This window comes from Kosakonia oryzendophytica (genome assembly GCF_027886705.1).
Lineage (GTDB): Bacteria > Pseudomonadota > Gammaproteobacteria > Enterobacterales > Enterobacteriaceae > Kosakonia > Kosakonia oryzendophytica.
Map to the genome: position 1 here is coordinate 831,564 of NZ_CP115659.1, position 26,249 is coordinate 857,812.

A 26,249-nucleotide genomic window follows, 5' to 3' on the forward strand; every position below is an offset into this window, starting at 1 on the left:
GAGGAAGCCTTCAGGGCTAGTTGTGGGAACCAATTTCGCGCAATGGGCGACCGCGCATCAGGTTGCGCTCGATATGCTCCAGCGAAACATGTTTGGTTTCTGGCACCAGCCACAGCGTCAGGACGATAAACAGCACATTCAGCGCGCTATACACCCAGAAGGTGTTGGCGTTGCCCAGCGAATTGAGCATGGTCAGGAACGTCGCGCCGACGATCATATTGGCAATCCAGTTGGTGGCCGTTGAGCAGGTGATACCAAAATCGCGGCCTTTCAGCGGCTGGATTTCGGAACACAGCACCCAAATCAACGGCCCCGCGCTCATGGCGAAACCAATGATGAACATCAGCAGCATAGCGACCGCGAAGTACTGTGCCGACGGGGAGTGAATGCCCAGATGCAGCATGGTGCCAAGGATGCCCATCCCCGCCGCCATCACCAGGAAGCCCAGCACCAGCGTCGGTTTACGTCCCCAACGATCCACAAGACCGATAGCAATAAACGTCGCCAGTACGTTAGTGAGACCGACAATCACCGTGCCCCACATCTGCTCGGTGGTATTGGTATAGCCCGCCAGTTCGAAAATTTTTGGCGCGTAGTACATGATGACGTTCATCCCGGTGAACTGTTGCATCACCTGCAGCAACACGCCAAGAAACACGGCGCGGCGGAAATTGCTGTTCTCTCTGAACAGCGCCCAGCCGGTCTGTTTCACTTGCAGGCTTTCGCGGATCTCTTCGAGCTCATTTTTCGCTTCAGCGCTGGTGTCGCGCAAGCGCAACAGCACACGTTCTGCATCGTGGAAACGGCGCTTCGCGGCAAACCAGCGTGGGCTGTCTGGTAGGAAAAAGACGCCAATCAACAGCAGGATAGCCGGAATAATGATCACCCCCAGCATCCAGCGCCATTCACCGCTGTAGCTGAACGCCGTATCGGAAAGATAAGCACCGAGAATACCGATGGTGATCATCAACTGATACATGGAGATCATGCTGCCGCGGATTTTTTCCGGGGCAATTTCCGACAGATAGAGCGGTGCAGTGTAGGACGCTACGCCCACGGCAAGGCCCAGCACCACACGAGAAATAATCAGCACGTCAACGTTCGGGGCAGCGGCGGAGCAGAGCGAGCCGATCACAAAAAGTACGGCGCCGATCATCAGGCTTTTTTTACGGCCGAGGCGCCAGGAGAGCCATCCGCTGCCGACAGCGCCTACGGCGGCACCGAACATCATCGAACTCACCACCCATTCCTGGGTGTGTGAGCTAATTTGAAAATCATCTGTGATAAAGGGCAGCGCACCCGCGATCACGCCAATATCCAGGCCAAAAAGCAATCCTGCCAGTGCTGCGAGGAAACAGACAAAGAAGGTCATTGCCTTGTTTGAACGCCCCTGTTTTTTCGTGTCAGGCATTATGCCCTCCATTGATGTCATTGGTTTTATCGGTGTCAAAGGTAGGTCAGGAATACGCAAAAATATGTGACTATCATCACATGAGTGTAATCGGTTACATTACAATCAAGGATGTAATGTAAATAAAAGTCATAAATATTATAGAATTACTGAAGAGAGAATGTGAGGTGGTTGACGTGATTTCAGACTAAACCGAAGCATTATGTAACAGTCATCAGTTTGCTGCTTTTCAAAGAGAGAATTCTGATTTTTTACCGAAGCGGTTTGATGTAATCGCTTTCATGCGAAACTCCCTCACGCTAAGTGGGCACTGGCATTGAGAAAAAATATGTTGGGATGAAGGGCGGAGAATATAAAAAAGGCCAGCACGGGGCTGGCCTTAAAAAGACATTGCCAGAGGATTATTTCAGACCGGCAGCTTCACGCAGCGCATCAGCTTTGTCGGTTTTTTCCCACGGGAAGGTTTCGCGACCAAAGTGACCGTATGCAGCGGTTTGTTTGTAGATCGGGTGCAGCAGATCCAGCATCTGGATCAGACCATACGGACGCAGATCGAAGAATTCGCGCACCAGCAGGGTCAACTGCTCGCTGGCGATTTTCTCGGTACCGAAGGTTTCTACCATGATAGAGGTCGGTTCTGCCACGCCGATAGCATAGGAGACCTGGATCTCACAGCGGTCAGCCAGGCCCGCAGCAACGATGTTTTTCGCGACGTAACGCGCAGCGTAAGCGGCAGAACGGTCAACTTTAGACGGATCCTTACCGGAGAATGCGCCGCCGCCATGACGCGCCATGCCGCCGTAGGTATCAACGATAATTTTACGTCCGGTCAGACCACAGTCGCCCATCGGGCCACCGATAACGAAACGGCCTGTCGGGTTGATAAAGAATTTGGTGGACTCATTTAGCCACTCAGACGGCAGAATCGGCTTGATGATCTCTTCCATCACCGCTTCTTGCAGGGATTTCTGGTCGATATTCTCTGCATGCTGTGTGGACAGCACAACGGCATCGATACCGGCAATTTTACCGTCTTCATATTGGAACGTGACCTGGCTTTTCGCATCCGGGCGCAGCCACGGCAGGGTGCCGTTTTTACGCACTTCAGCCTGACGCTCAACCAGACGGTGTGCATAGGTGATCGGTGCAGGCATCAGTACATCGGTTTCGTTGGTTGCGTAACCAAACATCAGCCCCTGGTCGCCCGCACCTTGTTCCAGCGGATCGGCGCGGTCAACGCCCTGGTTGATATCCGGAGATTGCTTACCAATCGCACTCAGTACGGCGCAAGAATTGGCGTCAAAGCCCATGTCGGAATGCACATAGCCAATTTCACGGACGGTATTACGGGTGATCTCTTCGATATCAACCCATGCGCTGGTGGTAATTTCACCACCCACCAGCACCATGCCGGTTTTGACGTAAGTTTCACACGCAACGCGTGCTTTCGGATCCTGCTCGAGGATCGCATCCAGCACGGCGTCGGAAATTTGGTCAGCGATTTTGTCAGGATGCCCTTCGGAGACGGACTCGGACGTAAAAAGGTGTTTTGCCATATGTTGTTTTCACCCTGGAGTAATACGGTTAGCTCGAATTCTGCGTCCGGATATGCCTTCGCGGTGGCGCCGCGGGGACTGCAGGTTATGACGCAAAAGTCTGAGTGTTAATCAATATAGACGGATTAACATCTGGATGGCTATTCTAAGGTACTTCCTGACTCTATTGCCAGCGCTTTTTGATGTTCACCACTTCTTGTCACAAATAGTGACGGAAAATTTTCCTGGCAATGCGTCAAACACAGCTTTTTTATTTTGCATTTTCACCTCGTTGTCGGTATAAAACGCCGCGCGCGGCTCACTTAAAAAAGCGCACGGCAAAAACGCTGTGTCGCCACTTCCAGCCGGGTTAAGCAGTGAATTTAATGGCTTTGGCTTGTCGCGGGTTGTAAAAGGCTTGCGTGGAGGTGATACGAGATAATGAACCGTTGTTTTCCGCAAAAACTGTTGCGTCGTTCTGACGCATGTTTACTCCCCACTACCTGCATTTCTAATCTGCAAACCAGCCGATGTTATACCCATTTCGGCGCTTCTCAGGACTCCAGAGCCGGTAAGGCGTTGCGATAACTGAACAAGGGCTCTCCTGATAAATCAGGAGTTTTCTCGTGGTTTCGCCGGACTGTCATACTTAAGTTCGGAACGTGTTTTACAATGATATGAACAAGAAACCGGTCGCACAGCCGGCGCTTCAGCATGACATGCTGAGCATTCAGGCTGTTTATGGGTTGTTATCGCTATATGTCACTGCGATAGTAGTCAACTGTTTTGTATCCGTTGCGTTTTACTCTGCGGCCTGCGGGCGCGGTGAAACCAACAGGGTATACACTTTTTTATGTTGAGGTTCGCTATGTCTGACGACATGTCTTCGGTTTCGCCTTCGTCAGCAGGCGAACACGGTGTATTACGTTCCATGCAGGAGGTGGCGATGAGCTCCCAGGAAGCCAGCAAGATGCTACGTACATATAACATTGCGTGGTGGGGTAATAATTACTACGACGTCAATGAACTGGGGCATATCAGTGTTTGCCCGGATCCGGATGTACCGGAAGCCCGCGTTGACCTGGCGCAACTGGTGAAAGCGCGCGAAGCGCAAGGGCAGCGCCTGCCAGCGCTGTTCTGTTTCCCGCAGATCCTGCAACATCGCCTGCGCTCGATTAACGCCGCCTTTAAACGTGCGCGTGAATCCTACGGTTACAATGGCGACTATTTCCTCGTCTATCCGATCAAGGTGAACCAGCACCGGCGTGTGATTGAGTCGCTGATCCATTCCGGCGAACCGCTGGGGCTGGAAGCCGGTTCCAAAGCGGAGCTGATGGCCGTACTGGCGCATGCGGGGATGACCCGCTCGGTGATCGTGTGTAACGGCTATAAAGACCGCGAATACATTCGCCTGGCGCTGATTGGCGAGAAGATGGGCCACAAGGTCTATCTGGTGATTGAGAAAATGACCGAAATCGCCATCGTACTGGAAGAAGCGGAGCGTCTGAACGTGGTGCCGCGTCTTGGTGTGCGTGCGCGTCTGGCGTCGCAAGGCTCCGGTAAATGGCAATCTTCCGGCGGCGAGAAATCTAAATTTGGTCTGGCGGCCACCCAAGTTCTGCAACTGGTGGAAATTCTGCGCGAGCGCGGGCGTCTGGACAGCATTCAACTGCTGCACTTTCACCTTGGTTCGCAGATGGCAAACATCCGCGATATCGCGACAGGCGTGCGTGAATCCGCGCGTTTTTACGTTGAACTGCATAAACTGGGCGTGAATATCCAGTGCTTCGACGTTGGCGGCGGGTTAGGCGTGGACTATGAAGGTACACGTTCGCAGTCAGACTGTTCGGTGAACTATGGCCTGAACGAATATGCCAATAACATCATTTGGGCGATTGGCGATGCGTGTGAAGAGCATGGTTTGCCGCATCCGACGGTGATCACGGAATCTGGTCGCGCCGTGACTGCGCACCACACAGTGCTGGTGTCCAATATTATCGGTGTGGAACGCAACGAATATACGCAGGCAACAGCCCCGGCTGACGATGCGCCGCGTGCGTTACAAAGTATGTGGGAAACCTGGCAGGAGATGCATGAGCCTGGCACACGCCGTTCGCTGCGTGAATGGTTGCATGACAGCCAGATGGATTTGCACGATATCCATGTCGGTTACTCTTCTGGCGCTTACAGCCTGCAAGAGCGCGCCTGGGCTGAGCAGCTCTATCTGAATATGTGTCATGAAGTGCAGAAACAGCTGGATCCGAGCAACCGTGCACATCGTCCGATTATCGATGAATTGCAGGAGCGTATGGCGGACAAAATGTACGTCAACTTCTCGCTGTTCCAGTCGATGCCGGATGCCTGGGGGATCGATCAACTCTTCCCGGTGTTGCCGCTGGAAGGGCTGAATCATGCACCGGAACGCCGTGCGGTACTGCTGGATATTACCTGTGACTCCGACGGTGCTATCGATCACTATGTGGATGGCGACGGGATCGCCACCACGATGCCGATGCCGGAATACGACCCGGAGAACCCGCCGATGCTGGGCTTCTTTATGGTTGGCGCGTACCAGGAGATCCTCGGGAATATGCATAATCTGTTCGGTGATACCGAAGCGGTTGATGTGTTTGTTTTCCCGGATGGCAGCGTGGAAGTGGAGCTTTCTGATGAAGGCGACACCGTCGCGGATATGTTGCAGTATGTGCAGCTCGATCCGAACACTCTGCTGACGCAGTTCCGCGATCAGGTTAAACAGACCGGGCTCGAAGATGCGCTGCAGCAGCAGTTCCTCGAAGAGTTTGAAGCCGGACTGTACGGCTACACCTATCTGGAAGATGAATAAGATTTTCCAGTGACAGGTGATTGTCCACACACTGCGTAAAAACAGGGAGGCCTATTGCCTCCCTGTTGCGTTATTTAATACCGTCTGCTGCCATACGATCACGAATGTGTTGCGCACGCTCGGCAGAGGCCGGGTGATCGTCAAACATTGAACTCTGACGACCCTCTTCCATTTTCGCCAGTTTTTCAAAACTGGTCGCCAGCCCTGACGGATTGATGCCGCGTTTGCGCAACAAATCGTAAGAGTAGTCATCCGCTTCGGATTCCTGGCGCTGGGAGAACTGTGAATTCACCAGTTGTTCGCCCAGTGCGCCAAGCTGCGATTGTGACAAGCTGCCGACAATACCGCCCGCGGACGCCGCTGCCGCGCGTAATGCATTGGTCCCGAGCGCAACCTGCATACCTTTTTTCACATGCCCCAGCGCAACGTGACCCATTTCGTGACCAATCACCGCTTCGACTTCGTTGTCGGTCATCATGTCCATTAGTGCGCTGTAGACGCGAATGCAGCCGTTGGCCATCGCAAAGGCGTTCACATCCTTCGCCACGTAAACCTTATAGTTCACCGGTTGGCCGTTGATATTGTCGCCGAGGGCGGCGGCTATTTTGCTCAGACGCTGGCTGTACGGGCTGCTGGCTGGCGCAATGCTGGCCTTACTGTCCATTTGTTTACAGGCATCGTCGCTCAGTGCTTTAACCTGAGCATCACTCAGGGTGTAAGCCTGGAAAGCTTCCGCTCCCGAGCTGAGAAAACCGCCGGAGTCCATATTCTGGCAACCGGCGAGCAGGGTTGTCATTCCCAGAGCAAGTAATGCTGGGCGAATTTTCATGTGTCATCTTCCGCAATGGTGAGTCATTTCTGATTATGCACCGGGGTTATGCGAACCGGTGGCAGCGTAAGTATAAATAAGAGCAGGAAAGGCGAGCGAGGAGATTGCGCAACAAGCAGGCAGCTTCCGGAGATTTCTGAACAGGCAAAAGGATGTTCCATGTACATGACCAGCCGCTTGGGTTACATTGTTGGCACTTTTTTCCGGCGTAGCCCAAAACGCGCTGTCGTCAAGTCGTTACGGGCACAGCCCTTAATCGTCCGATCTGGAGTCAAAATGTCCTCACGTAAAGAGCTTGCCAATGCTATTCGTGCGCTGAGCATGGACGCGGTACAGAAAGCCAAATCCGGTCACCCGGGAGCCCCGATGGGGATGGCTGACATTGCCGAAGTCCTGTGGCGTGATTTTCTGAACCATAACCCGACGAATCCGGCCTGGGCTGACCGCGACCGCTTTGTGCTGTCCAACGGTCACGGCTCGATGCTGATTTACAGCCTGCTGCACCTCACCGGTTACGATCTGCCGATGTCCGAGCTGCAGAACTTCCGCCAGCTACATTCCAAAACGCCGGGTCACCCGGAAGTGGGCTACACCGCTGGCGTAGAAACTACCACCGGTCCGCTGGGGCAGGGCATTGCCAACGCTGTGGGCATGGCGATTGCTGAGAAAACCCTCGCGGCGCAGTTCAACCGCCCGGGTCATGACATCGTTGACCACTTCACTTACGCCTTTATGGGCGACGGCTGCATGATGGAAGGTATTTCCCATGAAGCCTGCTCGCTGGCCGGTACCCTGAAACTGGGCAAACTGGTGGCGTTCTACGATGACAACGGCATCTCCATCGACGGTCACGTTGAGGGCTGGTTCACCGACGATACCGCGAAACGCTTTGAAGCCTACGGCTGGCACGTGGTGCGCGGGGTGGACGGTCACGATGCAAACGCTATCAAACGCGCGGTAGAAGAAGCGCGCAGCGTGACGGACAAACCGTCGCTGCTGATGTGCAAAACCATCATCGGTTTCGGTTCGCCGAACAAAGCCGGTACCCATGATTCCCACGGCGCGCCGCTGGGTGATGCAGAAATCGCCCTGACCCGCGAAGCGCTGGGCTGGAAACACCCGGCCTTTGAAATTCCGTCTGACATCTATGCGCAGTGGGATGCGAAAGAAGCTGGCCAGGCGAAAGAAGCTGCGTGGAACGAGAAATTCGCGGCTTACGCGAAAGCCTTCCCGCAGGAAGCTGCCGAATTTACCCGCCGTATGAAGGGTGAGCTGCCCTCTGACTTCGACGCTAAAGCACAGGCTTTTGTGGAGAAACTGCAGGCTAATCCGGCGAAAATCGCCAGCCGTAAAGCTTCGCAGAACGCCATCGAAGCTTTTGGCCCGCTGCTGCCAGAATTCCTTGGCGGCTCGGCTGACCTGGCACCAAGCAACCTGACCCTCTGGTCCGGTTCGAAAGCCATCAACGAAGACACTGCCGGCAACTACATCCATTACGGTGTGCGCGAGTTCGGTATGACCGCGATTGCCAACGGTATCTCCCTGCACGGCGGTTTCCTGCCGTACACCTCCACCTTCCTGATGTTCGTCGAATATGCCCGTAACGCGGTGCGTATGGCAGCGCTGATGAAACAGCGTCAGGTGCTGGTCTACACCCACGACTCTATCGGTCTGGGTGAAGACGGTCCGACTCACCAGCCGGTGGAGCAGGTGGCTTCCCTGCGCCTGACCCCGAACGTCAGCACCTGGCGTCCGTGTGACCAGGTGGAATCCGCGGTAGCGTGGAAATATGGCGTTGAGCGTGCCGATGGCCCGACTGCGTTGATCCTCTCCCGTCAGAACCTGGCGCAGCAGGAGCGTACGGCGCAACAGCTGGCGGATATTGCCCGCGGTGCTTATGTACTGAAAGAGTGTGCTGGTCAACCGCAACTGATCCTGATTGCCACCGGCTCTGAAGTAGAGTTGGCGGTGTCGGCGTGGGAAAAACTGACCGCCGAAGGCGTGAAGGTGCGTGTGGTCTCTATGCCGTCTACCGATACGTTCGACAAACAGGATGCGGCGTACCGTGAATCCGTCCTGCCGAAAGCCGTCTCTGCGCGCGTGGCGATTGAAGCCGGCATTGCAGACTTCTGGTACAAATACGTGGGCCTGAACGGTGCGGTAGTGGGCATGACCACCTTTGGTGAGTCGGCGCCGGCTGAGCTGCTGTTTGAAGAGTTTGGCTTCACCGTGGATAACGTGGTCGCCAAAGCGAAAGCGCTGCTGTAATCCCTGTCGCCGTATAGCGGCTTCACAGGTTAAAGATCAACCGGGCATTACGCCCGGTTTTTTTTCGGCTGTTATTCTTCCATTCGATGCTCTTGTACCAATTATTCCTGTGAAAATGTGATGCAAGTCAGATTACTGGTGAAACCGTCTGGACAATCATTCCTTTTATTCCATGTTTCGCTTATTCTAGCTGAAGCGTTTCAGTCGATTAAATGTTCGACAAATGACCAATCAGACGCAGTTTGAGGCAGGCGAGGATTCCCCTCTTGTGGTTGCTGGATTACTCTGTCATCCACTTCAGGCTGGCTTGTCTTGCAGGAGAGTTATGACCGTACGCATAGCGATTAATGGTTTCGGTCGCATCGGGCGCAATGTGGTTCGTGCTTTATATGAATCCGGGCGTCGGGCGGAAATCACCGTGGTGGCAATCAATGAACTGGCGGATGCCGTGGGCATGGCGCATTTATTGAAGTATGACACCAGCCATGGACGTTTTGCCTGGGATGTTCGCCAGGAGCGCGAGCAACTGTTTGTTGGCGATGATGTCATTCGCATTCTGCATGAGCGATCGATCACGGCGCTGCCCTGGCGTGAACTGGGTGTGGATGTGGTGCTCGACTGTACGGGCGTGTATGGCAACCGTGAAGATGGCGAAGCCCATCTTGCGGCGGGAGCGAAAAAAGTTCTGTTCTCTCACCCCGGTAGCCACGATCTTGATGCGACCATCGTGTTTGGCGTTAACCAGAGCACGCTGCGTGCTGATGATCGCCTGGTCTCTAACGCGTCCTGCACAACGAACTGTATTATTCCGGTCATAAAACTGCTCGACGATGCGTATGGTATCGAATCAGGAACGGTGACGACCATTCACTCCGCGATGCACGATCAGCAGGTGATTGACGCCTATCATCCCGATCTGCGCCGCACGCGTGCAGCCAGCCAGTCAATTATCCCGGTGGACACCAAACTGGCGGCGGGGATCACGCGTATTTTTCCGCAATTTAATGACAGATTCGAGGCGATAGCTGTTCGCGTACCGACGATTAACGTGACGGCTATCGATCTCAGTGTAACGGTAAAAAAACCGGTAAAAGCTATGGAAGTCAACGCGTTGCTGCAAAAAGCAGCGCAGGGAACATTTCATGGTATAGTTGACTATACGGAATTACCGTTGGTTTCAACCGATTTTAACCACGATCCGCACAGTGCCATTGTTGATGGTACACAGACACGGGTCAGTGGCGCGCACCTGATTAAAACCCTGGTATGGTGCGATAACGAATGGGGCTTTGCTAACCGGATGCTCGACACGACGTTAGCAATGGCGGCTATTAGTTTCAGGTAAGACACTTACGTGTCTGCAAAACTTTAAGAATCATTGAGAGGATTCACCATGTCTGTAATTAAGATGACCGATCTGGATTTGGCAGGTAAACGCGTTTTCATCCGTGCGGATTTGAACGTACCGGTTAAAGATGGCAAAGTGACCAGCGATGCGCGTATCCGTGCTTCTCTGCCGACCATCGAACTGGCCCTGAAGCAGGGTGCGAAAGTGATGGTCACCTCCCACCTGGGTCGTCCGACCGAAGGCGAGTACAACGAAGAATTCTCTCTGTTGCCGGTTGTTAATTACCTGAAAGACAAACTGTCCAGCCCGGTACGTCTGGTTAAAGACTACCTGGACGGTGTTGACGTTGCGGCCGGTGAACTGGTTGTTCTGGAAAACGTGCGTTTCAACAAAGGCGAGAAGAAAGACGACGAAGCACTCTCCAAAAAATACGCTGCACTCTGCGACGTGTTTGTTATGGATGCTTTCGGTACCGCACACCGTGCGCAGGCTTCGACTCACGGCATCGGCAAATTTGCTGACGTAGCTTGTGCAGGTCCGCTGCTGGCAGACGAACTGGACGCGCTGGGTAAGGCACTGAAAGAACCGGCTCGCCCGATGGTCGCTATCGTGGGTGGTTCTAAAGTTTCCACTAAACTGACCGTTCTGGACTCTCTGTCCAAAATCGCTGACCAACTGATTGTGGGTGGCGGTATCGCCAACACCTTCGTTGCTGCCCAGGGCCACAACGTCGGTAAATCCCTGTACGAAGCCGATCTGGTTGATGAAGCTAAACGTCTGCTGAATTCTTGTGATATCCCGGTTCCGACAGATGTTCGCGTTGCAACCGAGTTCTCAGAAACCGCAACGGCTACCCTGAAGTCCGTGACTGACATCAAAGATGATGAGCAAATTCTGGATCTGGGCGATGCGTCTGCGGAAAAACTGGCTGAAATCCTGAAAAACGCCAAAACTATCCTGTGGAATGGTCCGGTTGGCGTGTTTGAATTCCCGAACTTCCGTAAAGGTACTGAAATCGTGGCTAACGCTATCGCAGACAGCGACGCGTTCTCCATCGCAGGTGGTGGTGACACCCTGGCGGCGATCGACCTGTTTGGCATCGCTGACAAAATTTCCTACATCTCCACTGGCGGCGGCGCATTCCTCGAATTCGTGGAAGGCAAAGTGCTGCCGGCAGTAGCTATGCTCGAAGAGCGCGCTAAGAAGTAAGTTTTTACTGGGCAGGGAAACCTGCCCAATTTTCAGCGCGCTTAAGAGCTCGCGACTTTTCTCTAACGGTCGAAGATACAGATACAGGACTCCGTAACATGTCTAAAATTTTTGATTTCGTAAAACCGGGCGTGATCACTGGTGATGACGTTCAGAAAGTGTTCCAGGTAGCGAAAGAAAACAACTTCGCTCTGCCAGCAGTAAACTGTGTGGGCACCGACTCCATCAACGCTGTTATGGAAGCTGCTGCGAAAGCAAAAGCGCCGGTTATTATTCAGTTCTCCAACGGTGGCGCTGCCTTTATCGCAGGTAAAGGCGTGAAAACCGACGTTCCGCAGGGTGCGGCAATTCTGGGCGCTATTTCTGGCGCGCATCACGTTCACCAGATGGCTGAACATTACGGTGTGCCAGTGATCCTGCACACTGACCACTGTGCCAAAAAACTGCTGCCGTGGATCGACGGTCTGCTGGATGCGGGTGAAAAACACTTTGCTGCTACCGGTAAACCACTGTTCTCTTCTCACATGATCGACCTGTCTGAAGAGTCTCTGGAAGAGAACATCGAAATCAGCTCTAAATACCTGGCGCGCATGGCCAAAATGGGCATGACTCTGGAAATCGAACTGGGTTGCACCGGTGGTGAAGAAGACGGCGTAGACAACAGCCACATGGACGCTTCTGCACTGTACACCCAGCCGGAAGATGTTGATTACGCGTACACCAAACTGAACGCGATCAGCCCGCGTTTCACCATCGCTGCTTCCTTCGGTAACGTACACGGTGTGTACAAACCGGGTAACGTGAAACTGACCCCGACTATCCTGCGTGACTCTCAGGAATATGTGTCTAAAAAACATAACCTGCCGCACAACAGCCTGAACTTTGTCTTCCACGGCGGTTCCGGTTCTTCTGCTCAGGAAATCAAAGACTCCGTAAGCTACGGCGTTATCAAAATGAACATTGATACCGATACCCAATGGGCAACCTGGGAAGGTATCCTGAACTACTACAAAGAGAACGAAGGCTACCTGCAGGGCCAACTGGGCAACCCGAAAGGCGCAGACCAGCCGAACAAGAAATACTACGATCCGCGTGTATGGCTGCGTGCTGCGCAGACCAGCATGGTCGCTCGTCTGGAGCAGGCTTTCAAAGAACTGAACGCAGTAGACGTTCTGTAATTTGCGTCCTGGTTCAGCCAAAAGCCCGCATATATGCGGGCTTTTTTATTGAGAATTCAACAGGCTGTCCGCGACATAAAATGTGATCCATTTGGCGAAATCGTCGCTTATTGTTTACCCTTTAGGAAACCGTCCTGCCCGTAAGGGGCGGTTTTCCCGTTTGGAACAACAGTAAGGAAGAAAGAATGGAAGATCTCAACGTCGTCGACAGCATCAACGACGCTGGCTCGTGGCTGGTCAACAACCAGGCGCTGTTGCTGAGCTACGTCGTCAATATTGTGGCGGCGATCGCCATTATCATTGTCGGTATGATCGTCGCGCGCATTGTGTCCAATGCTGTGAACCGGTTGATGGTGGCACGGCATATTGACACCACCGTCGCAGATTTTCTCTCTGCACTGGTGCGTTATGGCATCATCGCGTTTACCCTGATTGCCGCGCTGGGGCGGGTTGGCGTACAGACCGCCTCGGTGATCGCCGTACTCGGTGCAGCCGGTCTGGCCATTGGTCTGGCATTGCAGGGCTCGCTCTCTAACCTGGCGGCAGGCGTGTTGCTGGTCACTTTCCGTCCGTTCCGCTCCGGCGAGTATGTCGATTTGGGGGGTGTAGCCGGGACGGTGTTGCAGGTGCAGATTTTCTCCACCACCATGCGCACTGTCGATGGCCGTATTGTGGTTATCCCGAATGGCAAAATTATCGCCGGGAATATCGTGAATTTTTCCCGTGAGCCGGTGCGCCGTAACGAGTTCATTATCGGCGTGGCTTACGATTCCGATATCGATCAGGTTAAAAACATACTGACGGAGATTATTCAGGCTGACGATCGCATTCTCAAAGATCGTGAGATGACCGTGCGTCTGAATGAGCTGGGCCCCTCTTCAATTAACTTTGTAGTGCGTGTCTGGAGTAAGAGCGGCGACCTGCAAAACGTCTACTGGGACGTACTGGAGCTGATTAAACGCCGCTTCGATGAACAGGGCATCAGCTTCCCGTACCCGCAAATGGACGTCAATTTTAAACGTGCCAAACCCGCTGCAGAGCAGTAACGTCCAAGGTCGGCTCAGCCGGCCTTTTTGTTACCTGTTTTCATTAGTGATTCTAATTAACGATTAAAATTATCAATTTCAACTAATAACTCTTCCGCGCTATAGTCTGCATCCGAAACAACTCTGACGGAATAAAGTCGTGCTATCTTATTATTTTCAAGGGCTTATGCTCGGTGCCGCGTTGATCCTGCCGTTGGGTCCGCAAAATGCGTTTGTCATGAACCAAGGGATTCGCAGGCAGTACCACATCATGACCGCTTTTCTCTGCACCCTCAGTGACTTGCTGCTGATCTGCGCCGGTATTTTTGGCGGTAGTGCGCTGCTGATGCAGTCACCCTGGTTGCTGGCGCTGGTCACCTGGGGTGGCGTTGCGTTTTTGCTGTGGTACGGTTTTGGCGCGCTGAAAACTGCTCTCAGCAGCCAACCGGACATGGCCAGTGCGGACGCGTTACGCCAGGGGCGCTGGCGCATTATTGCTACCATGCTGGCAGTGACCTGGCTTAATCCCCATGTTTATCTCGATACCTTTGTTGTGCTCGGTAGCCTGGGCGGGCAACTGGATGTGGAGCCACGTCGCTGGTTTGCGTTAGGCACAGTCAGTGCATCGTTTCTGTGGTTCTTCAGCCTGGCTTTACTCGCAGCCTGGCTGGCACCCCGCCTGCGAACAGCCAAAGCGCAGCGGGCTATCAATCTGCTGGTTGGGCTGGTGATGTGGATTATCGCGCTTCAACTGGCGAAAGAGGGCATCCACCATTTGCAGGGATTATTCAGTTAAGGTAAGTCCGATGGACAATTTGCGCCGAGCCGCTAAGCTTGCTGCCAGGCGTCCAGCGTGTATGGACGTAACAAAAGCACCATGGAGGAGCAACTGTGAAATTTAAAGTGATGGCCCTGGCGGCGATGGTGGGTTTCAGTGCGATGGCGGTGCAGGCGAGTGAATTGCCTGATGGTCCGCATATTGTCACCTCAGGGACGGCGAGCGTGGATGCGACACCGGACATCGCCACCCTGGCGATAGAGGTGAATGTCGCCGCTAAAGATGCAGCCTCAGCCAAAAAACAGGCCGATGACCGTGTTGCGCAATATCTTAGCTTCCTTGAGCAAAATGGCATTGCCCGTAAAGACATTAATGCCGCGAACTTACGCACTCAGCCCGATTATGACTACCAGAACGGCAAAAGCATCCTCAAAGGCTACCGTGCAGTGCGCACCGTTGAAGTGACGCTGCGCGAGCTGGATAAACTCAATTCACTGCTGGATGGCGCACTGAAGGCGGGTCTGAACGAAATCCGTTCCGTCTCGTTGGGGGTTGCGCAACCGCAATCCTTTAAAGATAAAGCCCGTAAAGCCGCAATTGATGATGCCACCCGCCAGGCACAGCAACTGGCCGACGGCTTCCATGCCAAACTCGGTCCCGTCTACAGCATTCGTTACCATGTTTCTAACTATCAACCGAGCCCGATGGTTCGCATGATGAAAGCCGAGGCAGCAGCGCCAGCTTCAGCGCAGGAAACTTACGAACAGCCGACTATCCAGTTTGACGATCAGGTTGATGTGGTGTTCCAGTTGGAGCCCGTTCAGGGCCAGCAGCAGACTCCTGCTGCGAAGTGATCGTTTCCCTCACCCGTGAGGGTGAGGGGCAAATCAATCCTGCCTTAATACTTTATGTCCGTATTCCAGCAGCGCATCGGTTACGTTGCGCATCATCCGGCTTTCCGGCGCAAAGCGATGCCAGTAGAGCATGCGGCGTTGCAGCAGTCCCGGCGTCAGGTCAATTAACTCACCGCTGTTCAATTCTCTTTCAATCTGCAGGTGTGGGATCATACAGCAGGTGGTGCCCTGGCGCGCCAGTTGCACAAAGGCTTCGGAGGAGTTAACGATATGGCATGGGACGCTGCCCGGCGGCAGATCGAAGTACTGCTGTAAAAACGCCTGATGCATGTCATCCAGATGGTCAAAGGCAACCGCAGGCGCTTTCAGTAACGCAGAGCGCGTGACCCCGTTGGGGAAATAGCGCGCAGCAAACTCTTTTGAGCCGACGAACAGGTAATCCAGCGCGCCAAGTTGATCAACCAGACAACTGGGCAGCGCTTGCGGCTGAATACTCACCGCACCTACCACCTCGCCACGACGCAGGCGTTCCTGGGTGCGGGTTTCATCTTCAACCTGCAGATTCAGACGAATGGGGGAGTCCACCAGCACGGGCGCCAGCGCAGGCAGCAGCCAGGTCGCCAGACTGTCGGCGTTGACTGCCAGCGACAGCAGCAGCGGCGTAGAGCCGGTTTGCTCATCTCCCAGCCACTCTTCTTCCAGCAATTCCACCTGGCGCAGCAACGCCAGCAGTTTTTGCCCCTGTTCCGTTGGACGCGGTGGTACCGTGCGCACCAGCAGTGGTTGGCCGAACATATTTTCGAGTTGTTTAATGCGCTGCGATACGGCGGACTGGGTAATACACAGCTTTTGTGCGGCGCGCTCAAACCCGCGTTCACGAATGACCGCATCAAGCGCTTGTAGTGTTCTGTAGTCCGGACGTTTCATTGTTCGCACTGTCTCCTGAAAATGATTACCCAGCACTATGACATAAATTTTTAGGAGATACAGACGAAATTGGCAGTCGCGTAATGTGACGCTGGTCACAGGGACATTTAGGGGGAGGCTGGTCTATAATGCGCCTGAAATTTCACACCACAGGTGAACGACCATGACGCAGGATGAACTCAAAAAAGCAGTGGGCTGGGCAGCGCTTAAGTATGTTGAACCCGGCACCATTGTGGGCGTAGGCACAGGCTCCACTGCCGCACACTTTATTGACGCATTAGGCACGATGAAAGGCCAGATTGAAGGCGCAGTCTCCAGTTCGGACGCTTCAACCGAGAAGTTGAAAGGCCTCGGGATTACCGTGTTCGATCTCAATGAGGTGGATCGGTTAGGCATCTACGTTGATGGTGCAGACGAAATTAATGGTCAGATGCAGATGATCAAAGGCGGCGGCGCGGCGCTAACGCGTGAGAAAATCATTGCGTCGGTCGCCGATAAGTTTATCTGCATCGCTGATGCGTCTAAGCAGGTCGACATCCTGGGGAAATTTCCGCTGCCGGTGGAAGTGATCCCGATGGCGCGCAGCGCGGTTGCCCGTGAACTGGTGAAACTGGGCGGACGCCCGGAATATCGCCAGAATGTGGTGACGGATAATGGCAACGTGATCCTCGATGTGTACGGGCTGGAGATTATCGACCCGATCGCGCTGGAAAACAGCATTAATGGTATCCCGGGCGTAGTTACCGTAGGGTTATTCGCTAACCGTGGCGCGGATGTGGCGTTGATCGGCACTGCCGATGGCGTGAAAACCATCGTAAAATGATCTGACAGGGAGGCGCCTGCCTCCCTCTAAAAAATCTGCGAGTGGCATATTTGGTGATATCTGTCACATTTTTATGCTATTTCTACGAACCATGCCAGTATTGTCCATTTTTCCAGCATTTTTATCTGCCAATTCCCGCTGTATGACATTTCTTCAGATAGCCGACGCAAACGTTCATATTGCCGCAATAGTTTTTTTTGATATGTTGACTGAAGCGGATTGCGATCTGCACAACATCACAGTCAAGACAAAAACAGGGTCGGGTAAATGGCAAAGGTATCACTGGAGAAAGACAAGATTAAATTCCTGCTGGTTGAAGGGGTTCATCAGAAGGCGCTGGATAGCCTTCGTGCGGCAGGTTATACCAACATCGAATTTCATAAGGGCGCGCTGGACAGCGAACAACTGAAAGAATCCATTCGTGATGCTCACTTTATTGGCCTGCGATCCCGTACTCAACTGACTGAAGATGTCATTGCTGCCGCTGAAAAACTGGTGGCGATTGGGTGTTTCTGTATCGGCACCAACCAGGTTAACCTCGACGCGGCTGCGAAGCGCGGCATCCCGGTGTTTAACGCGCCGTTTTCCAACACGCGTTCCGTTGCGGAACTGGTGATTGGCGAACTGCTGCTGCTGATGCGCGGGATCCCGGAAGCGAACGCCAAAGCCCATCGCGGTATCTGGAACAAGCTGGCTGTGGGCTCCTATGAAGCGCGCGGTAAAAAACTGGGCATCATCGGTTATGGTCACATTGGTACGCAGCTCGGTATTCTCGCAGAATCGCTGGGTATGCATGTTTACTTCTACGATATTGAAAACAAACTGCCGCTCGGTAACGCCACACAGGTTCAGCACCTTTCCGATTTGCTGAACATGAGCGATGTAGTGAGCCTGCACGTGCCGGAAAACAACTCCACCAAAGATATGATTGGCGTGGAAGAACTGGCGCTGATGAAACCTGGCGCGCTGCTGATTAACGCCGCACGCGGTACGGTGGTGGATATTCCGGCGCTGTGCGATGCGCTGAAACGCAAACATCTGGCGGGCGCGGCTATCGACGTGTTCCCCACAGAGCCAGCAACCAACAGCGACCCCTTCGACTCCCCGCTGTGCGAATTCGATAACGTACTGCTAACCCCGCACATTGGCGGCTCCACGCAGGAAGCGCAGGAAAACATCGGGTTAGAAGTCGCCGGTAAACTGATCAAATACTCGGACAACGGCTCAACGCTGTCTGCGGTTAACTTCCCGGAAGTTTCTCTGCCGTTGCATGGCGGTCGTCGTCTGCTGCACATCCACGAAAACCGCCCGGGTGTGCTGACTGCGCTGAACCAGATTTTTGCCAGCCAGAACATCAACATTGCTGCACAGTATCTGCAAACAACGCCGTATATGGGCTATGTGGTGGTGGATATTGAAGCCGATGAGGATGTGGCGCAGAAAGCGCTGCAGAGCATGAAAGCCATTCCTGGCACCATTCGTTCCCGTCTGCTGTTCTGATAAACCTCGCGTCTTCCTCTCCCAGGTCGGGGGAGGAAGGCTGTTACCATTCCCAGATTTTTGACGGCGTGATCACCGCAGGCAGCGGGATATCCCACTCTTCAACCGGCAGCGTGTTGACGCCCTGGCAGTCGTGGGCGTAGCCGATAGGTTGCAGACCGTACTCGCGCCAGTTTTGCAGAGTTCTGTCGTAAAAACCGCCACCCATTCCCAGACGTTGTCCGTGTTCATCAAAGGCCACCAGCGGAGTGATCAGAACATCAAGCTGATGAAGCGGCAGCACATCGCGGACGTCCAGTTTCGGCTCCTGGATTTTCAGGCGGTTGACCACCAGTTCGCTATGGGGATGATAGTGCAGAAAAAGCAGATTACCCAGGCTAAACGGATGCAATACTGGCAGGTAAACACGTTTGCCGCTGCGCCAGAGCTGTTCAATGAGCGGTTGGGTATCGAGCTCACCATCGAACGAGAGAAACAGCGCGACGGTATGCGCCATCACCACCGACGGGTACGCCATCATACGAGCGGCCGCTTGCTGTGCAAAATGTGCTTGTTGCTCAGGGGTCAGTTCCCGGCGGCGCTGGCGAATCAGTTTGCGGATTTCTTGTCGTGATGAAGGAAAATCAGGAAGTTGCGTCATGGTAGTAAGTAAAAGAAGGGAATCTCCGAGATGCCGCCGCAGGCTGTAACCCTTGAACCCTTGGTTCAAGGTGAATGTGTCGTCATGATTTTAAGGCTTCTCGGACGAACCGAGCATGCTCACCAACCATGGATCGCCACATTCTTGTGGTATGAAATATCGGCTCAGGGGACTGGCCCGCTTGCGAACATCTCAGAGAAATTTTTTCTTCAAGGTCACTCTACCACAACTGGCCCTGAAGTGTTATTCAAACTTTGGCCCCGGTCTTTCTGTTATGCGACCCTGATCAAGCAATGCCTGTTCGATGGTCTGCTGTAACATCCGAATACGCTGCTCCATGTTGGCGGCATACTCACGGGTTTTTGCCTTTTCCTGAGTCAGCTCATAGCTGATGTTCAGCGCGGCGATAAACACCAACTGCTCAGTATTGGTGACTCTAGTGCGAACTTTCAGATCTTGCAACCGCTGATTCAGATCCTCCGCAGCCTGATTGAGAGCATCCCTCTGCTCAGGCGGGCAGTTCACTCGCAGTGAACGGCCAAAAATTTGGATATCGACGGGTTGTGCAGACATGCCACCTTCCTGCTGTTTGACTGCGCTCTGCCTTCGCATTCGAGCCCTGGGCTGCGAAGGGGCGACACTATAAGCTAGCCTGGCGCGTGCTTTCAAGTTTTTTGCGTCTATACCTTAATGATTCAGCGTGCATGCAAAGGCATGGAACGTGAAGCATCACGGGTATATCACCAGGGGCCAAAGTGGTAGCATATCATGAATATTCCCCCCAACGACGACGAATGCGCATGTCTATACAGAACGAAATACCTGGTTACAACGAAGTAGGCCAGCTACTCAACCAACAGGGCGTGGGATTACTTCCTGCTGAAATGCACGGTCTTATCGCGGGGATGCTCTGCGGTGGCAATAATGACAGCTCCTGGCTGCCGCTGCTGCATGACTTGACGAATGACGGACTGGCGTTCGGTCACGAGCTGGCGCAGGCACTGCGCGCCATGCACGCCGGCACCAGTGACTCACTGGAAGACGACGGTTTCCTTTTCCAGCTCTATCTGCCTGAGGGCGATGATGTGAGCGTGTTTGATCGCGCGGATGCGCTGGCAGGCTGGGTGAACCATTTCCTGTTGGGGCTGGGGGTTACGCAACCCAAACTTGATAAAGTCACCGGAGAAACCGGTGAAGCAATTGACGATCTGCGTAATATCGCGCAGTTGGGCTATGACGAAGAAGAAGATCAGGAAGAGCTGGAGATGTCGCTCGAAGAGATCATCGAATACGTGCGTGTCGCGGCACTGCTGTGCCACGACACCTTTACGCGCCCACAGCCGACCGCACCCGAAGTGCGGAAGCCGACATTACATTAATTCGCCTTGCAGGGAGTAGGTGTCATGACACAGCTTGAGTTTCTCCGTCGTCGCCAGGCATTACTGGCGCAGATGGTGCCTGGAAGCGCCGCGCTGATTTTCGCTGCGCCGGAAGCAACCCGCAGCGCGGACAGCGAGTATCCTTATCGCCAGAACAGCGACTTCTGGTACTTCACCGGCTTTAACGAGCCTGAAGCGGTACTGGTGCTGATAAAGAGCGATGACACCCACAACCACAGCGTCCTGTTTAACCGCATACGGGATAAAACCGCTGAGATCTGGTTTGGCCGACGTCTTGGGCAGGACGCCGCGCCGGAAAAACTGAGCGTTGATCGTGCGCTGGCGTTCCCGGATATCAACGAACATCTTTATCAACTGCTCAACGGCCTTGATGCGGTATATCACGCTCAGGGCGAATTTGAGTATGCCGATAAGGTCCTGTTTACTGCGCTGGATAAGCTGCGCAAAGGTTCGAGGCAAAACCTGAAGGCTCCCGCCACGTTGACCGACTGGCGCCCGATCGTGCATGAAATGCGTCTGTTCAAGTCCGCCGAAGAGATTGAAGTGATGCGTCGCGCCGGGGAGATCTCCGCACTGGCGCACACACGTGCGATGCAGGTTTGCCGTCCGGGCATGTTCGAATACCAGCTTGAGGGCGAGATTCATCATGAATTCAACCGCCATGGCGCGCGTTTCCCCTCTTACAACACCATTGTCGGCTCCGGCGTCAACGGCTGCATTCTGCACTACACCGAAAATGAAAGTCAGATGCGCGACGGGGATTTGGTGCTGATTGACGCAGGCTGCGAATACATGGGCTATGCCGGAGATATTACCCGCACGTTCCCGGTGAATGGCAAATTCAGTCCGGCGCAGCGCGAAATTTATGACATTGTCCTTGCATCGCTGACGCGCTCCCTTGAGCTGTTCCGCCCGGATACCTCGATTCAGGAAGTGACCGGTGAAGTGGTGCGTATCATGATTAGCGGCCTGCTGAAGCTCGGTATTCTTAAAGGCGATGTGGAAGAACTGGTGGCGAATAACGCCCACCGTCCGTTCTTTATGCATGGGCTAAGCCATTGGCTGGGGCTTGATGTGCATGACGTGGGTGTTTATGGCCAGGATCGCTCCCGCAAACTGGCTCCTGGCATGGTGCTGACCGTTGAGCCCGGACTGTATATCGCACCGGACGCCGATGTGCCGGAACAGTACCGCGGGATTGGCATTCGTATCGAAGATGACATTGTGATCACAGAAAGCGGCAACGAAAATCTGACCGCCAGCGTGGTGAAAACGGCGGATGAGATTGAGGCGCTGATGGCGGCGGCGCGCCGATCATGAGCGTGATTATTGTTGGCGGCGGTATGGCGGGAGCAACGCTGGCACTGGCCATTTCACATTTAACCTCAGGTCAACTGCCCGTTCATCTGGTGGAAGCCACTGCGCCGGGGGCGGGCAACCACCCGGGGTTCGATGCTCGCGCAATTGCACTGGCGGCGGGAACCTGCCAGCAACTGGCCCGTGTTGGGATCTGGCAGGCGATAGCTTCCTGCGCGACACCGATTTCGACGGTTCACGTCAGCGATCGCGGGCATGCCGGTTTCGTTACCCTGGATGCGCAGGCGTATCGTCTTGATGCACTCGGTCAGGTGGTAGAGCTGCATGATGTCGGTCAGCGGCTGTTTAGCCTGCTGCAAAAAGCCCCGGGCGTTACTGTACATTGTCCGGCGAGCGTTCGCCAGTTTATCCGTGATGCCCGGCAGGTCTGTGTGACGCTGGATAATGGCGAGTCAATTATCGGTAAATTGCTGGTGGCGGCAGATGGTTCCCGCTCCGCCGTGGGTGAGCAGTTGGGCATCAGTCAGCAGCAATCGCCTTATCATCAGGTCGCGGTGATTGCAAATGTGACGACTTCGGTGCCACATCAGGGACGCGCATTCGAACGTTTTACCGAACATGGCCCGCTGGCCATGTTACCGATGTCGCAGGGGCGTTGTTCATTGGTGTGGTGCCACCCGCTGGAAAAACAGCAAACCGTGGCCGCCTGGTCTGATGAACGTTTCTGTCATGAGCTACAAAAAGCGTTCGGCTGGCGGCTCGGGCGCATTACGCAGACCGGCAAACGCACCGTTTATCCCCTGGCGTTGAACTGTGCATCCTCGACCATTTCTCATCGTGCCGTGTTGGTGGGTAATGCGGCGCAAACATTGCACCCGATTGCCGGGCAGGGTTTTAACCTTGGCATGCGCGATGTAATGACGCTGGCGGAAACGCTGGCGCAGGCCGCAGGCGCGCAGCAGGATGTGGGGGAGTTCCCGGTGCTGACCCGCTATCGCGATCGTCGTTATGCGGATAAAAAATCGACCATTGGGGTGACCGACGGGCTGGTGCATCTGTTTGCGAACCATTGGGCTCCGTTGGTTGTTGGACGCAATATCGGGCTTATGGCGATGGATCTATTCACCCCGGCGCGCGATGCGCTGGCGCAGCGAACCCTTGGTTGGGTTGCGCGTTAAGGATCAAAGGAGCGTTAGAGTGCAGAGTGTTGATGTTGCGATTGTCGGCGGCGGTATGGTGGGGCTGGCGCTGGCGTGCGGGTTACAAGGTAGCGGATTGCGTGTGGCGGTGCTTGAGCAGCAGCTTCCTGCGCCGCTGGCTGACGATGCGCCCCCTGCGTTACGCGTTTCAGCGATCAACGCTGCCAGCGAAAAACTGCTGAGTCATCTGGGCGTGTGGTCAAACATTATTGCCCGTCGCGCGGGTTGCTATCACGGCATGGAAGTGTGGGATAAAGACAGCTTCGGGCGTATTGCTTTTGATGACCAGAAAATGGGGTACGATCACCTTGGCTACATCATTGAAAATGCGGTGATCCATCAGGCGTTGTGGGATAAAGCACAGCAATGCCCGGATGTGACAACGCTTGCCCCAGCGGAGCTGCAACAAGTTGCGTGGGGCGAAAATGAAGCCTTTCTTACGTTAAAAGATGGCACGATGCTGACTGCGCGGCTGGTGATCGGTGCCGATGGCGCTAACTCCTGGCTGCGTAACAAAGCCGATATTCCACTGACGTTCTGGGATTATCACCATCATGCTTTAGTGGCGACTATCCGCACGGAAGAGCCCCATCAGGCGGTGGCGCGCCAGGTATTTCATCACGATGGTATTCTCGCCTTCCTGCCGCTTAGCGACCCGCATCTCTGCTCAATTGTCTGGTCGTTGCCTCCGGAGCAGGCAAAGGCCATGCAGCAGGCAAGCGATGAGGCGTTTAACCAGGCGCTGTGTATGGCGTTTGATAACCGCCTTGGGCTTTGCCATGTGGAAAGCGAGCGCCAGGTTTACCCGTTGACCGGGCGTTATGCACGTCAGTTTGCCGCGCATCGGCTGGCGCTGGTGGGCGATGCCGCGCACACCATCCATCCGCTGGCCGGGCAGGGCGTAAACCTTGGCTTTATGGATGCGGCGGAGTTAATTGCCGAACTGCGTCGTTTACGCACCGAGGGCAAAGATATTGGCCAGCACCTTTATCTGCGTCGCTATGAGCGCAGCCGCAAACACAGTGCGGCACTGATGCTGGCCGGTATGCAGGGATTTCGCGAATTGTTTGCCGGTGCCAACCCGGCGAAAAAATTGCTGCGTGATATTGGCCTGAAACTGGCCGATACGCTCCCCGGTGTGAAAAGTCAGTTACTGCGTCAGGCATTAGGCCTGAACGATCTCCCTGAGTGGTTACGTTAACCCCGTCACATTTTCCCTTCCCGGTAACGGGAAGGGCTCGCACTTCTCATTTGAAATAATCTAATTTCACCGCTTTTTTCAGATTAGATTTTCTCATGTCATGTTTTTTCTTATGCGGCAAAATTCGCTTTTTTGCGGAGTGAAATGCTGGAAATGACCCTGGCATTCCCCTTTTTGTAATGGTTTGTGCACTCATTACGTCATTCATCCAGTGTAATCATCTTATCCGTTTTTGGGCTAAACAGGTCATAAGCTAATGTGATGGCCCATTTTACCTTATGGTTAAGCGCCGCTTTCGGTGATAAGTTCAGGCGAAAGAGAACGTTTGCGTCGCGGCCTGCAACAGGTCGTGAACCCGGCTTTTGGCGGCGTGATTAAACGCCACCGGCGAGCGTGATGGCTCAGCTTATTCGACGAGGAAAAGATGGCTCAGCAGACCCCTTTGTATGAACAACACACACTGTGCGGCGCCCGCATGGTGGACTTCCATGGCTGGATGATGCCGTTGCATTACGGCTCGCAGATTGATGAACATCATGCAGTGCGCACCGACGCTGGTATGTTTGATGTGTCGCATATGACCATCGTTGATCTCAAAGGTGCACGCACCCGCGAGTTTTTACGCTACTTACTGGCTAACGATGTCGCGAAACTCACGAAGCCCGGTAAAGCGCTTTACACCGGCATGCTAAACGCCTCGGGCGGTGTCATTGATGACCTGATCGTTTATTACTTCACTGAAGATTTCTTCCGCCTCGTTGTTAACTCCGCCACCCGCGAAAAAGACCTCTCCTGGATTGCCCAACACGCTGAACCCTTCGCCATTGAACTCACCGTGCGTGATGATTTGTCGCTGATCGCCGTCCAGGGGCCGAACGCGCAGGCGAAAGCCGCGTCATTATTCAGCGATGCACAGCGCAGCGCGGTTGCCGGGATGAAACCTTTCTTTGGCGTTGATGTTGATGGACTTTTTATCGCGACCACCGGTTATACCGGTGAAGCGGGCTATGAAATTGCGCTGCCGAATGAACGTGCGGCTGACTTCTGGCAGGCATTGCTGGGCGCGGGTGTTAAACCTTGTGGCCTTGGCGCGCGCGATACACTGCGTCTGGAAGCCGGTATGAACCTGTATGGTCAGGAAATGGATGAAAGCGTTTCTCCGCTGGCGGCCAATATGGGCTGGACCATTGCCTGGGAGCCGCAGGATCGCAATTTTATCGGTCGTGAAGCGCTGGAAGTACAGCGGGAAAAAGGCACTGAGCAACTGGTTGGGTTAGTGATGACCGAGAAAGGTGTGCTGCGCAACGAACTGCCGGTACGCTTCACCGATAACCAGGGCAATGTTCAGGAAGGCGTGATCACCAGCGGAACCTTCTCACCGACGCTTGGCTACAGTATTGCACTGGCGCGCGTACCTGCTGGTATTGGCGAAACAGCAGTGGTGCAAATCCGCAACCGTGAAATGCCGGTCAAAGTGACCAAACCGATTTTTGTGCGTGCTGGCAAAGCCGTCGCGTAACCTTTTTTTATCTGGAGAGATTGAGATGAGCAATGTACCTGGCGATCTGAAATACAGCAAAGAACACGAGTGGCTGCGCAAAGAGGCGGACGGTACCTACACCGTTGGTATCACCGAACACGCGCAGGAACTGCTGGGCGATATGGTGTTTGTTGACCTGCCAGACGTGGGGACAACCGTTGCTGCGGGTGACGATTGCGCCGTGGCGGAGTCGGTAAAAGCCGCGTCGGACATTTATGCGCCTATCGGCGGTGAAGTTGTCGCGGTGAACGACGCGCTGAATGACGCGCCTGAACTGGTTAACAGCGAGCCCTACGGTGAAGGCTGGATCTTCAAAATCAAAGCCAGTGACGAAGCGGAAGTGGCTGCGCTGCTGGATGCCACGGCTTACGCGGCGCTGCTGGAAGACGAATAAATACGCGTCATTCTTCGCGTTGCAAACG

The 26,249-nt window shown here is 54.2% G+C and carries 24 protein-coding genes and 1 other RNA gene; 18 read left to right on the forward strand and 7 right to left on the reverse strand.

The features are described 5' to 3' along the window. Nucleotides 1-16: 16 nt before the first annotated feature. Together O9K67_RS04040 and metK are read right to left on the reverse strand one after the other, a co-directional pair. Nucleotides 17-1,411 (reverse strand): sugar porter family MFS transporter, encoded by a 1,395-nt coding sequence (locus O9K67_RS04040; RefSeq protein WP_061493220.1) that lies wholly within the window; start codon nucleotides 1,409-1,411, stop codon nucleotides 17-19. Nucleotides 1,412-1,812: 401 nt separating this feature from the next. Next, nucleotides 1,813-2,967: a methionine adenosyltransferase gene (metK, locus tag O9K67_RS04045; RefSeq protein ID WP_061493221.1), complete on the reverse strand. Its 1,155-nt coding sequence runs from the start codon at nucleotides 2,965-2,967 to the stop codon at nucleotides 1,813-1,815. Nucleotides 2,968-3,387: 420 nt separating this feature from the next. Here metK and O9K67_RS24810 point away from each other — a divergent pair, with 420 nt between their 5' ends. The 3 genes from O9K67_RS24810 to speA all read left to right on the forward strand — a co-directional run bounded on the left by O9K67_RS24810 (nucleotide 3,388) and on the right by speA (nucleotide 5,791). Further along, nucleotides 3,388-3,534 (forward strand): hypothetical protein, encoded by a 147-nt coding sequence (locus O9K67_RS24810; RefSeq protein ID WP_420843407.1) that lies wholly within the window; start codon nucleotides 3,388-3,390, stop codon nucleotides 3,532-3,534. Nucleotides 3,535-3,665: 131 nt separating this feature from the next. After that, on the forward strand, nucleotides 3,666-3,806 hold the full coding sequence (gene yqgB / locus O9K67_RS24725; RefSeq protein WP_408612865.1) for an acid stress response protein YqgB: 141 nt from the start codon (nucleotides 3,666-3,668) through the stop codon (nucleotides 3,804-3,806). Nucleotides 3,807-3,814: 8 nt separating this feature from the next. Further along, nucleotides 3,815-5,791, forward strand: coding sequence for a biosynthetic arginine decarboxylase (speA, locus tag O9K67_RS04060; RefSeq protein ID WP_071889861.1), 1,977 nt, complete (start codon nucleotides 3,815-3,817; stop codon nucleotides 5,789-5,791). A gap of 70 nt (nucleotides 5,792-5,861) precedes the next feature. Here speA and loiP read toward each other — a convergent pair whose 3' ends face one another. After that, nucleotides 5,862-6,620: a metalloprotease LoiP gene (loiP, locus tag O9K67_RS04065; protein WP_061493223.1), complete on the reverse strand. Its 759-nt coding sequence runs from the start codon at nucleotides 6,618-6,620 to the stop codon at nucleotides 5,862-5,864. Nucleotides 6,621-6,896: 276 nt separating this feature from the next. On the opposite strand from loiP, the gene tkt reads away from it, so the two are divergent. The 7 genes from tkt (at nucleotide 6,897) to O9K67_RS04100 (ending at nucleotide 15,280) form a co-directional block, all read left to right on the forward strand. Further along, entirely contained in the window at nucleotides 6,897-8,888 is a 1,992-nt protein-coding gene (tkt, locus tag O9K67_RS04070) for a transketolase (RefSeq protein WP_061493224.1), read from the forward strand. A gap of 325 nt (nucleotides 8,889-9,213) precedes the next feature. Then, entirely contained in the window at nucleotides 9,214-10,233 is a 1,020-nt protein-coding gene (gene epd, locus O9K67_RS04075) for an erythrose-4-phosphate dehydrogenase (protein WP_061493225.1), read from the forward strand. 48 nt (nucleotides 10,234-10,281) lie between these two features. Then, the gene (gene pgk / locus O9K67_RS04080) at nucleotides 10,282-11,445 is read left to right on the forward strand and encodes a phosphoglycerate kinase (protein ID WP_061493226.1); all 1,164 of its coding nucleotides are present in this window, start codon (nucleotides 10,282-10,284) and stop codon (nucleotides 11,443-11,445) included. 98 nt (nucleotides 11,446-11,543) lie between these two features. After that, nucleotides 11,544-12,623: a class II fructose-bisphosphate aldolase gene (gene fbaA / locus O9K67_RS04085; protein WP_061493227.1), complete on the forward strand. Its 1,080-nt coding sequence runs from the start codon at nucleotides 11,544-11,546 to the stop codon at nucleotides 12,621-12,623. A 185-nt stretch (nucleotides 12,624-12,808) separates the two neighbouring features. Further along, the gene (gene mscS, locus O9K67_RS04090) at nucleotides 12,809-13,669 is read left to right on the forward strand and encodes a small-conductance mechanosensitive channel MscS (protein WP_061493228.1); all 861 of its coding nucleotides are present in this window, start codon (nucleotides 12,809-12,811) and stop codon (nucleotides 13,667-13,669) included. A gap of 139 nt (nucleotides 13,670-13,808) precedes the next feature. After that, nucleotides 13,809-14,444, forward strand: coding sequence for an arginine exporter ArgO (gene argO, locus O9K67_RS04095; protein WP_061493229.1), 636 nt, complete (start codon nucleotides 13,809-13,811; stop codon nucleotides 14,442-14,444). A 95-nt stretch (nucleotides 14,445-14,539) separates the two neighbouring features. Then, nucleotides 14,540-15,280, forward strand: coding sequence for an oxidative stress defense protein (locus O9K67_RS04100; RefSeq protein ID WP_061493230.1), 741 nt, complete (start codon nucleotides 14,540-14,542; stop codon nucleotides 15,278-15,280). A gap of 33 nt (nucleotides 15,281-15,313) precedes the next feature. On the opposite strand, the gene argP is transcribed toward O9K67_RS04100, so the two are convergent. Further along, a complete protein-coding gene (argP, locus tag O9K67_RS04105) occupies nucleotides 15,314-16,207 on the reverse strand; it encodes a DNA-binding transcriptional regulator ArgP (protein ID WP_061493231.1) in 894 nt (297 codons plus the stop codon). A gap of 163 nt (nucleotides 16,208-16,370) precedes the next feature. Between argP and rpiA the strand changes: the two genes are divergently transcribed. Continuing rightward, nucleotides 16,371-17,030 (forward strand): ribose-5-phosphate isomerase RpiA, encoded by a 660-nt coding sequence (rpiA, locus tag O9K67_RS04110; RefSeq protein WP_061493232.1) that lies wholly within the window; start codon nucleotides 16,371-16,373, stop codon nucleotides 17,028-17,030. Nucleotides 17,031-17,297: 267 nt separating this feature from the next. Further along, nucleotides 17,298-18,530 carry a phosphoglycerate dehydrogenase gene (gene serA / locus O9K67_RS04115; RefSeq protein WP_061493233.1) on the forward strand — a complete coding sequence of 411 codons (1,233 nt, stop codon included), beginning with the start codon at nucleotides 17,298-17,300 and terminating at the stop codon, nucleotides 18,528-18,530. A gap of 43 nt (nucleotides 18,531-18,573) precedes the next feature. On the opposite strand, the gene O9K67_RS04120 is transcribed toward serA, so the two are convergent. From O9K67_RS04120 to zapA, 3 genes are all read right to left on the reverse strand, one after another. Continuing rightward, a complete protein-coding gene (locus O9K67_RS04120) occupies nucleotides 18,574-19,170 on the reverse strand; it encodes a 5-formyltetrahydrofolate cyclo-ligase (protein WP_061493234.1) in 597 nt (198 codons plus the stop codon). Nucleotides 19,171-19,188: 18 nt separating this feature from the next. Further along, nucleotides 19,189-19,372: non-coding RNA, 6S RNA (ssrS, locus tag O9K67_RS04125), on the reverse strand. Nucleotides 19,373-19,413: 41 nt separating this feature from the next. Then, nucleotides 19,414-19,743: a cell division protein ZapA gene (zapA, locus tag O9K67_RS04130; protein WP_061493235.1), complete on the reverse strand. Its 330-nt coding sequence runs from the start codon at nucleotides 19,741-19,743 to the stop codon at nucleotides 19,414-19,416. Between the two features lie 227 nt (nucleotides 19,744-19,970). On the opposite strand from zapA, the gene O9K67_RS04135 reads away from it, so the two are divergent. From O9K67_RS04135 to gcvH, 6 genes are all read left to right on the forward strand, one after another. Beyond that, nucleotides 19,971-20,549: a YecA/YgfB family protein gene (locus tag O9K67_RS04135; RefSeq protein WP_088237846.1), complete on the forward strand. Its 579-nt coding sequence runs from the start codon at nucleotides 19,971-19,973 to the stop codon at nucleotides 20,547-20,549. 24 nt (nucleotides 20,550-20,573) lie between these two features. Next, nucleotides 20,574-21,890, forward strand: a complete 1,317-nt coding sequence (pepP, locus tag O9K67_RS04140) for a Xaa-Pro aminopeptidase (RefSeq protein ID WP_061493237.1) — start codon at nucleotides 20,574-20,576, stop codon at nucleotides 21,888-21,890. After that, entirely contained in the window at nucleotides 21,887-23,065 is a 1,179-nt protein-coding gene (gene ubiH, locus O9K67_RS04145) for a 2-octaprenyl-6-methoxyphenyl hydroxylase (protein WP_061493238.1), read from the forward strand. The genes pepP and ubiH overlap by 4 nt, the downstream gene beginning before the upstream one ends. 19 nt (nucleotides 23,066-23,084) lie before the next feature. Beyond that, entirely contained in the window at nucleotides 23,085-24,287 is a 1,203-nt protein-coding gene (ubiI, locus tag O9K67_RS04150) for an FAD-dependent 2-octaprenylphenol hydroxylase (protein ID WP_061493239.1), read from the forward strand. A 424-nt stretch (nucleotides 24,288-24,711) separates the two neighbouring features. After that, nucleotides 24,712-25,806 (forward strand): glycine cleavage system aminomethyltransferase GcvT, encoded by a 1,095-nt coding sequence (gene gcvT / locus O9K67_RS04155; protein ID WP_061493240.1) that lies wholly within the window; start codon nucleotides 24,712-24,714, stop codon nucleotides 25,804-25,806. A 25-nt stretch (nucleotides 25,807-25,831) separates the two neighbouring features. Then, nucleotides 25,832-26,221, forward strand: a complete 390-nt coding sequence (gcvH, locus tag O9K67_RS04160; RefSeq protein WP_061493241.1) for a glycine cleavage system protein GcvH — start codon at nucleotides 25,832-25,834, stop codon at nucleotides 26,219-26,221. The last annotated feature ends 28 nt before the right edge of the window (nucleotides 26,222-26,249 follow it).

Excerpts from the sequence above, each read along its gene's own strand:
- ubiH (WP_061493238.1), top strand. The coding sequence starts at position 21,887 with ATGAGCGTGATTATTGTTGGCGGCGGTATGGCGGGAGCAACGCTGGCA.
- tkt (WP_061493224.1), top strand. The coding sequence starts at position 6,897 with ATGTCCTCACGTAAAGAGCTTGCCAATGCTATTCGTGCGCTGAGCATG.
- zapA (WP_061493235.1), bottom strand. The coding sequence starts at position 19,743 with ATGTCTGCACAACCCGTCGATATCCAAATTTTTGGCCGTTCACTGCGA.
- metK (WP_061493221.1), bottom strand. The coding sequence starts at position 2,967 with ATGGCAAAACACCTTTTTACGTCCGAGTCCGTCTCCGAAGGGCATCCT.
- rpiA (WP_061493232.1), top strand. The coding sequence starts at position 16,371 with ATGACGCAGGATGAACTCAAAAAAGCAGTGGGCTGGGCAGCGCTTAAG.
- mscS (WP_061493228.1), top strand. The coding sequence starts at position 12,809 with ATGGAAGATCTCAACGTCGTCGACAGCATCAACGACGCTGGCTCGTGG.
- O9K67_RS04120 (WP_061493234.1), bottom strand. The coding sequence starts at position 19,170 with ATGACGCAACTTCCTGATTTTCCTTCATCACGACAAGAAATCCGCAAA.
- gcvH (WP_061493241.1), top strand. The coding sequence starts at position 25,832 with ATGAGCAATGTACCTGGCGATCTGAAATACAGCAAAGAACACGAGTGG.
- argP (WP_061493231.1), bottom strand. The coding sequence starts at position 16,207 with ATGAAACGTCCGGACTACAGAACACTACAAGCGCTTGATGCGGTCATT.
- epd (WP_061493225.1), top strand. The coding sequence starts at position 9,214 with ATGACCGTACGCATAGCGATTAATGGTTTCGGTCGCATCGGGCGCAAT.
- pepP (WP_061493237.1), top strand. The coding sequence starts at position 20,574 with ATGACACAGCTTGAGTTTCTCCGTCGTCGCCAGGCATTACTGGCGCAG.
- O9K67_RS04135 (WP_088237846.1), top strand. The coding sequence starts at position 19,971 with ATGTCTATACAGAACGAAATACCTGGTTACAACGAAGTAGGCCAGCTA.
- fbaA (WP_061493227.1), top strand. The coding sequence starts at position 11,544 with ATGTCTAAAATTTTTGATTTCGTAAAACCGGGCGTGATCACTGGTGAT.
- loiP (WP_061493223.1), bottom strand. The coding sequence starts at position 6,620 with ATGAAAATTCGCCCAGCATTACTTGCTCTGGGAATGACAACCCTGCTC.
- serA (WP_061493233.1), top strand. The coding sequence starts at position 17,298 with ATGGCAAAGGTATCACTGGAGAAAGACAAGATTAAATTCCTGCTGGTT.
- O9K67_RS04040 (WP_061493220.1), bottom strand. The coding sequence starts at position 1,411 with ATGCCTGACACGAAAAAACAGGGGCGTTCAAACAAGGCAATGACCTTC.
- O9K67_RS24810 (WP_420843407.1), top strand. The coding sequence starts at position 3,388 with ATGAACCGTTGTTTTCCGCAAAAACTGTTGCGTCGTTCTGACGCATGT.
- speA (WP_071889861.1), top strand. The coding sequence starts at position 3,815 with ATGTCTGACGACATGTCTTCGGTTTCGCCTTCGTCAGCAGGCGAACAC.
- gcvT (WP_061493240.1), top strand. The coding sequence starts at position 24,712 with ATGGCTCAGCAGACCCCTTTGTATGAACAACACACACTGTGCGGCGCC.
- yqgB (WP_408612865.1), top strand. The coding sequence starts at position 3,666 with ATGCTGAGCATTCAGGCTGTTTATGGGTTGTTATCGCTATATGTCACT.
- pgk (WP_061493226.1), top strand. The coding sequence starts at position 10,282 with ATGTCTGTAATTAAGATGACCGATCTGGATTTGGCAGGTAAACGCGTT.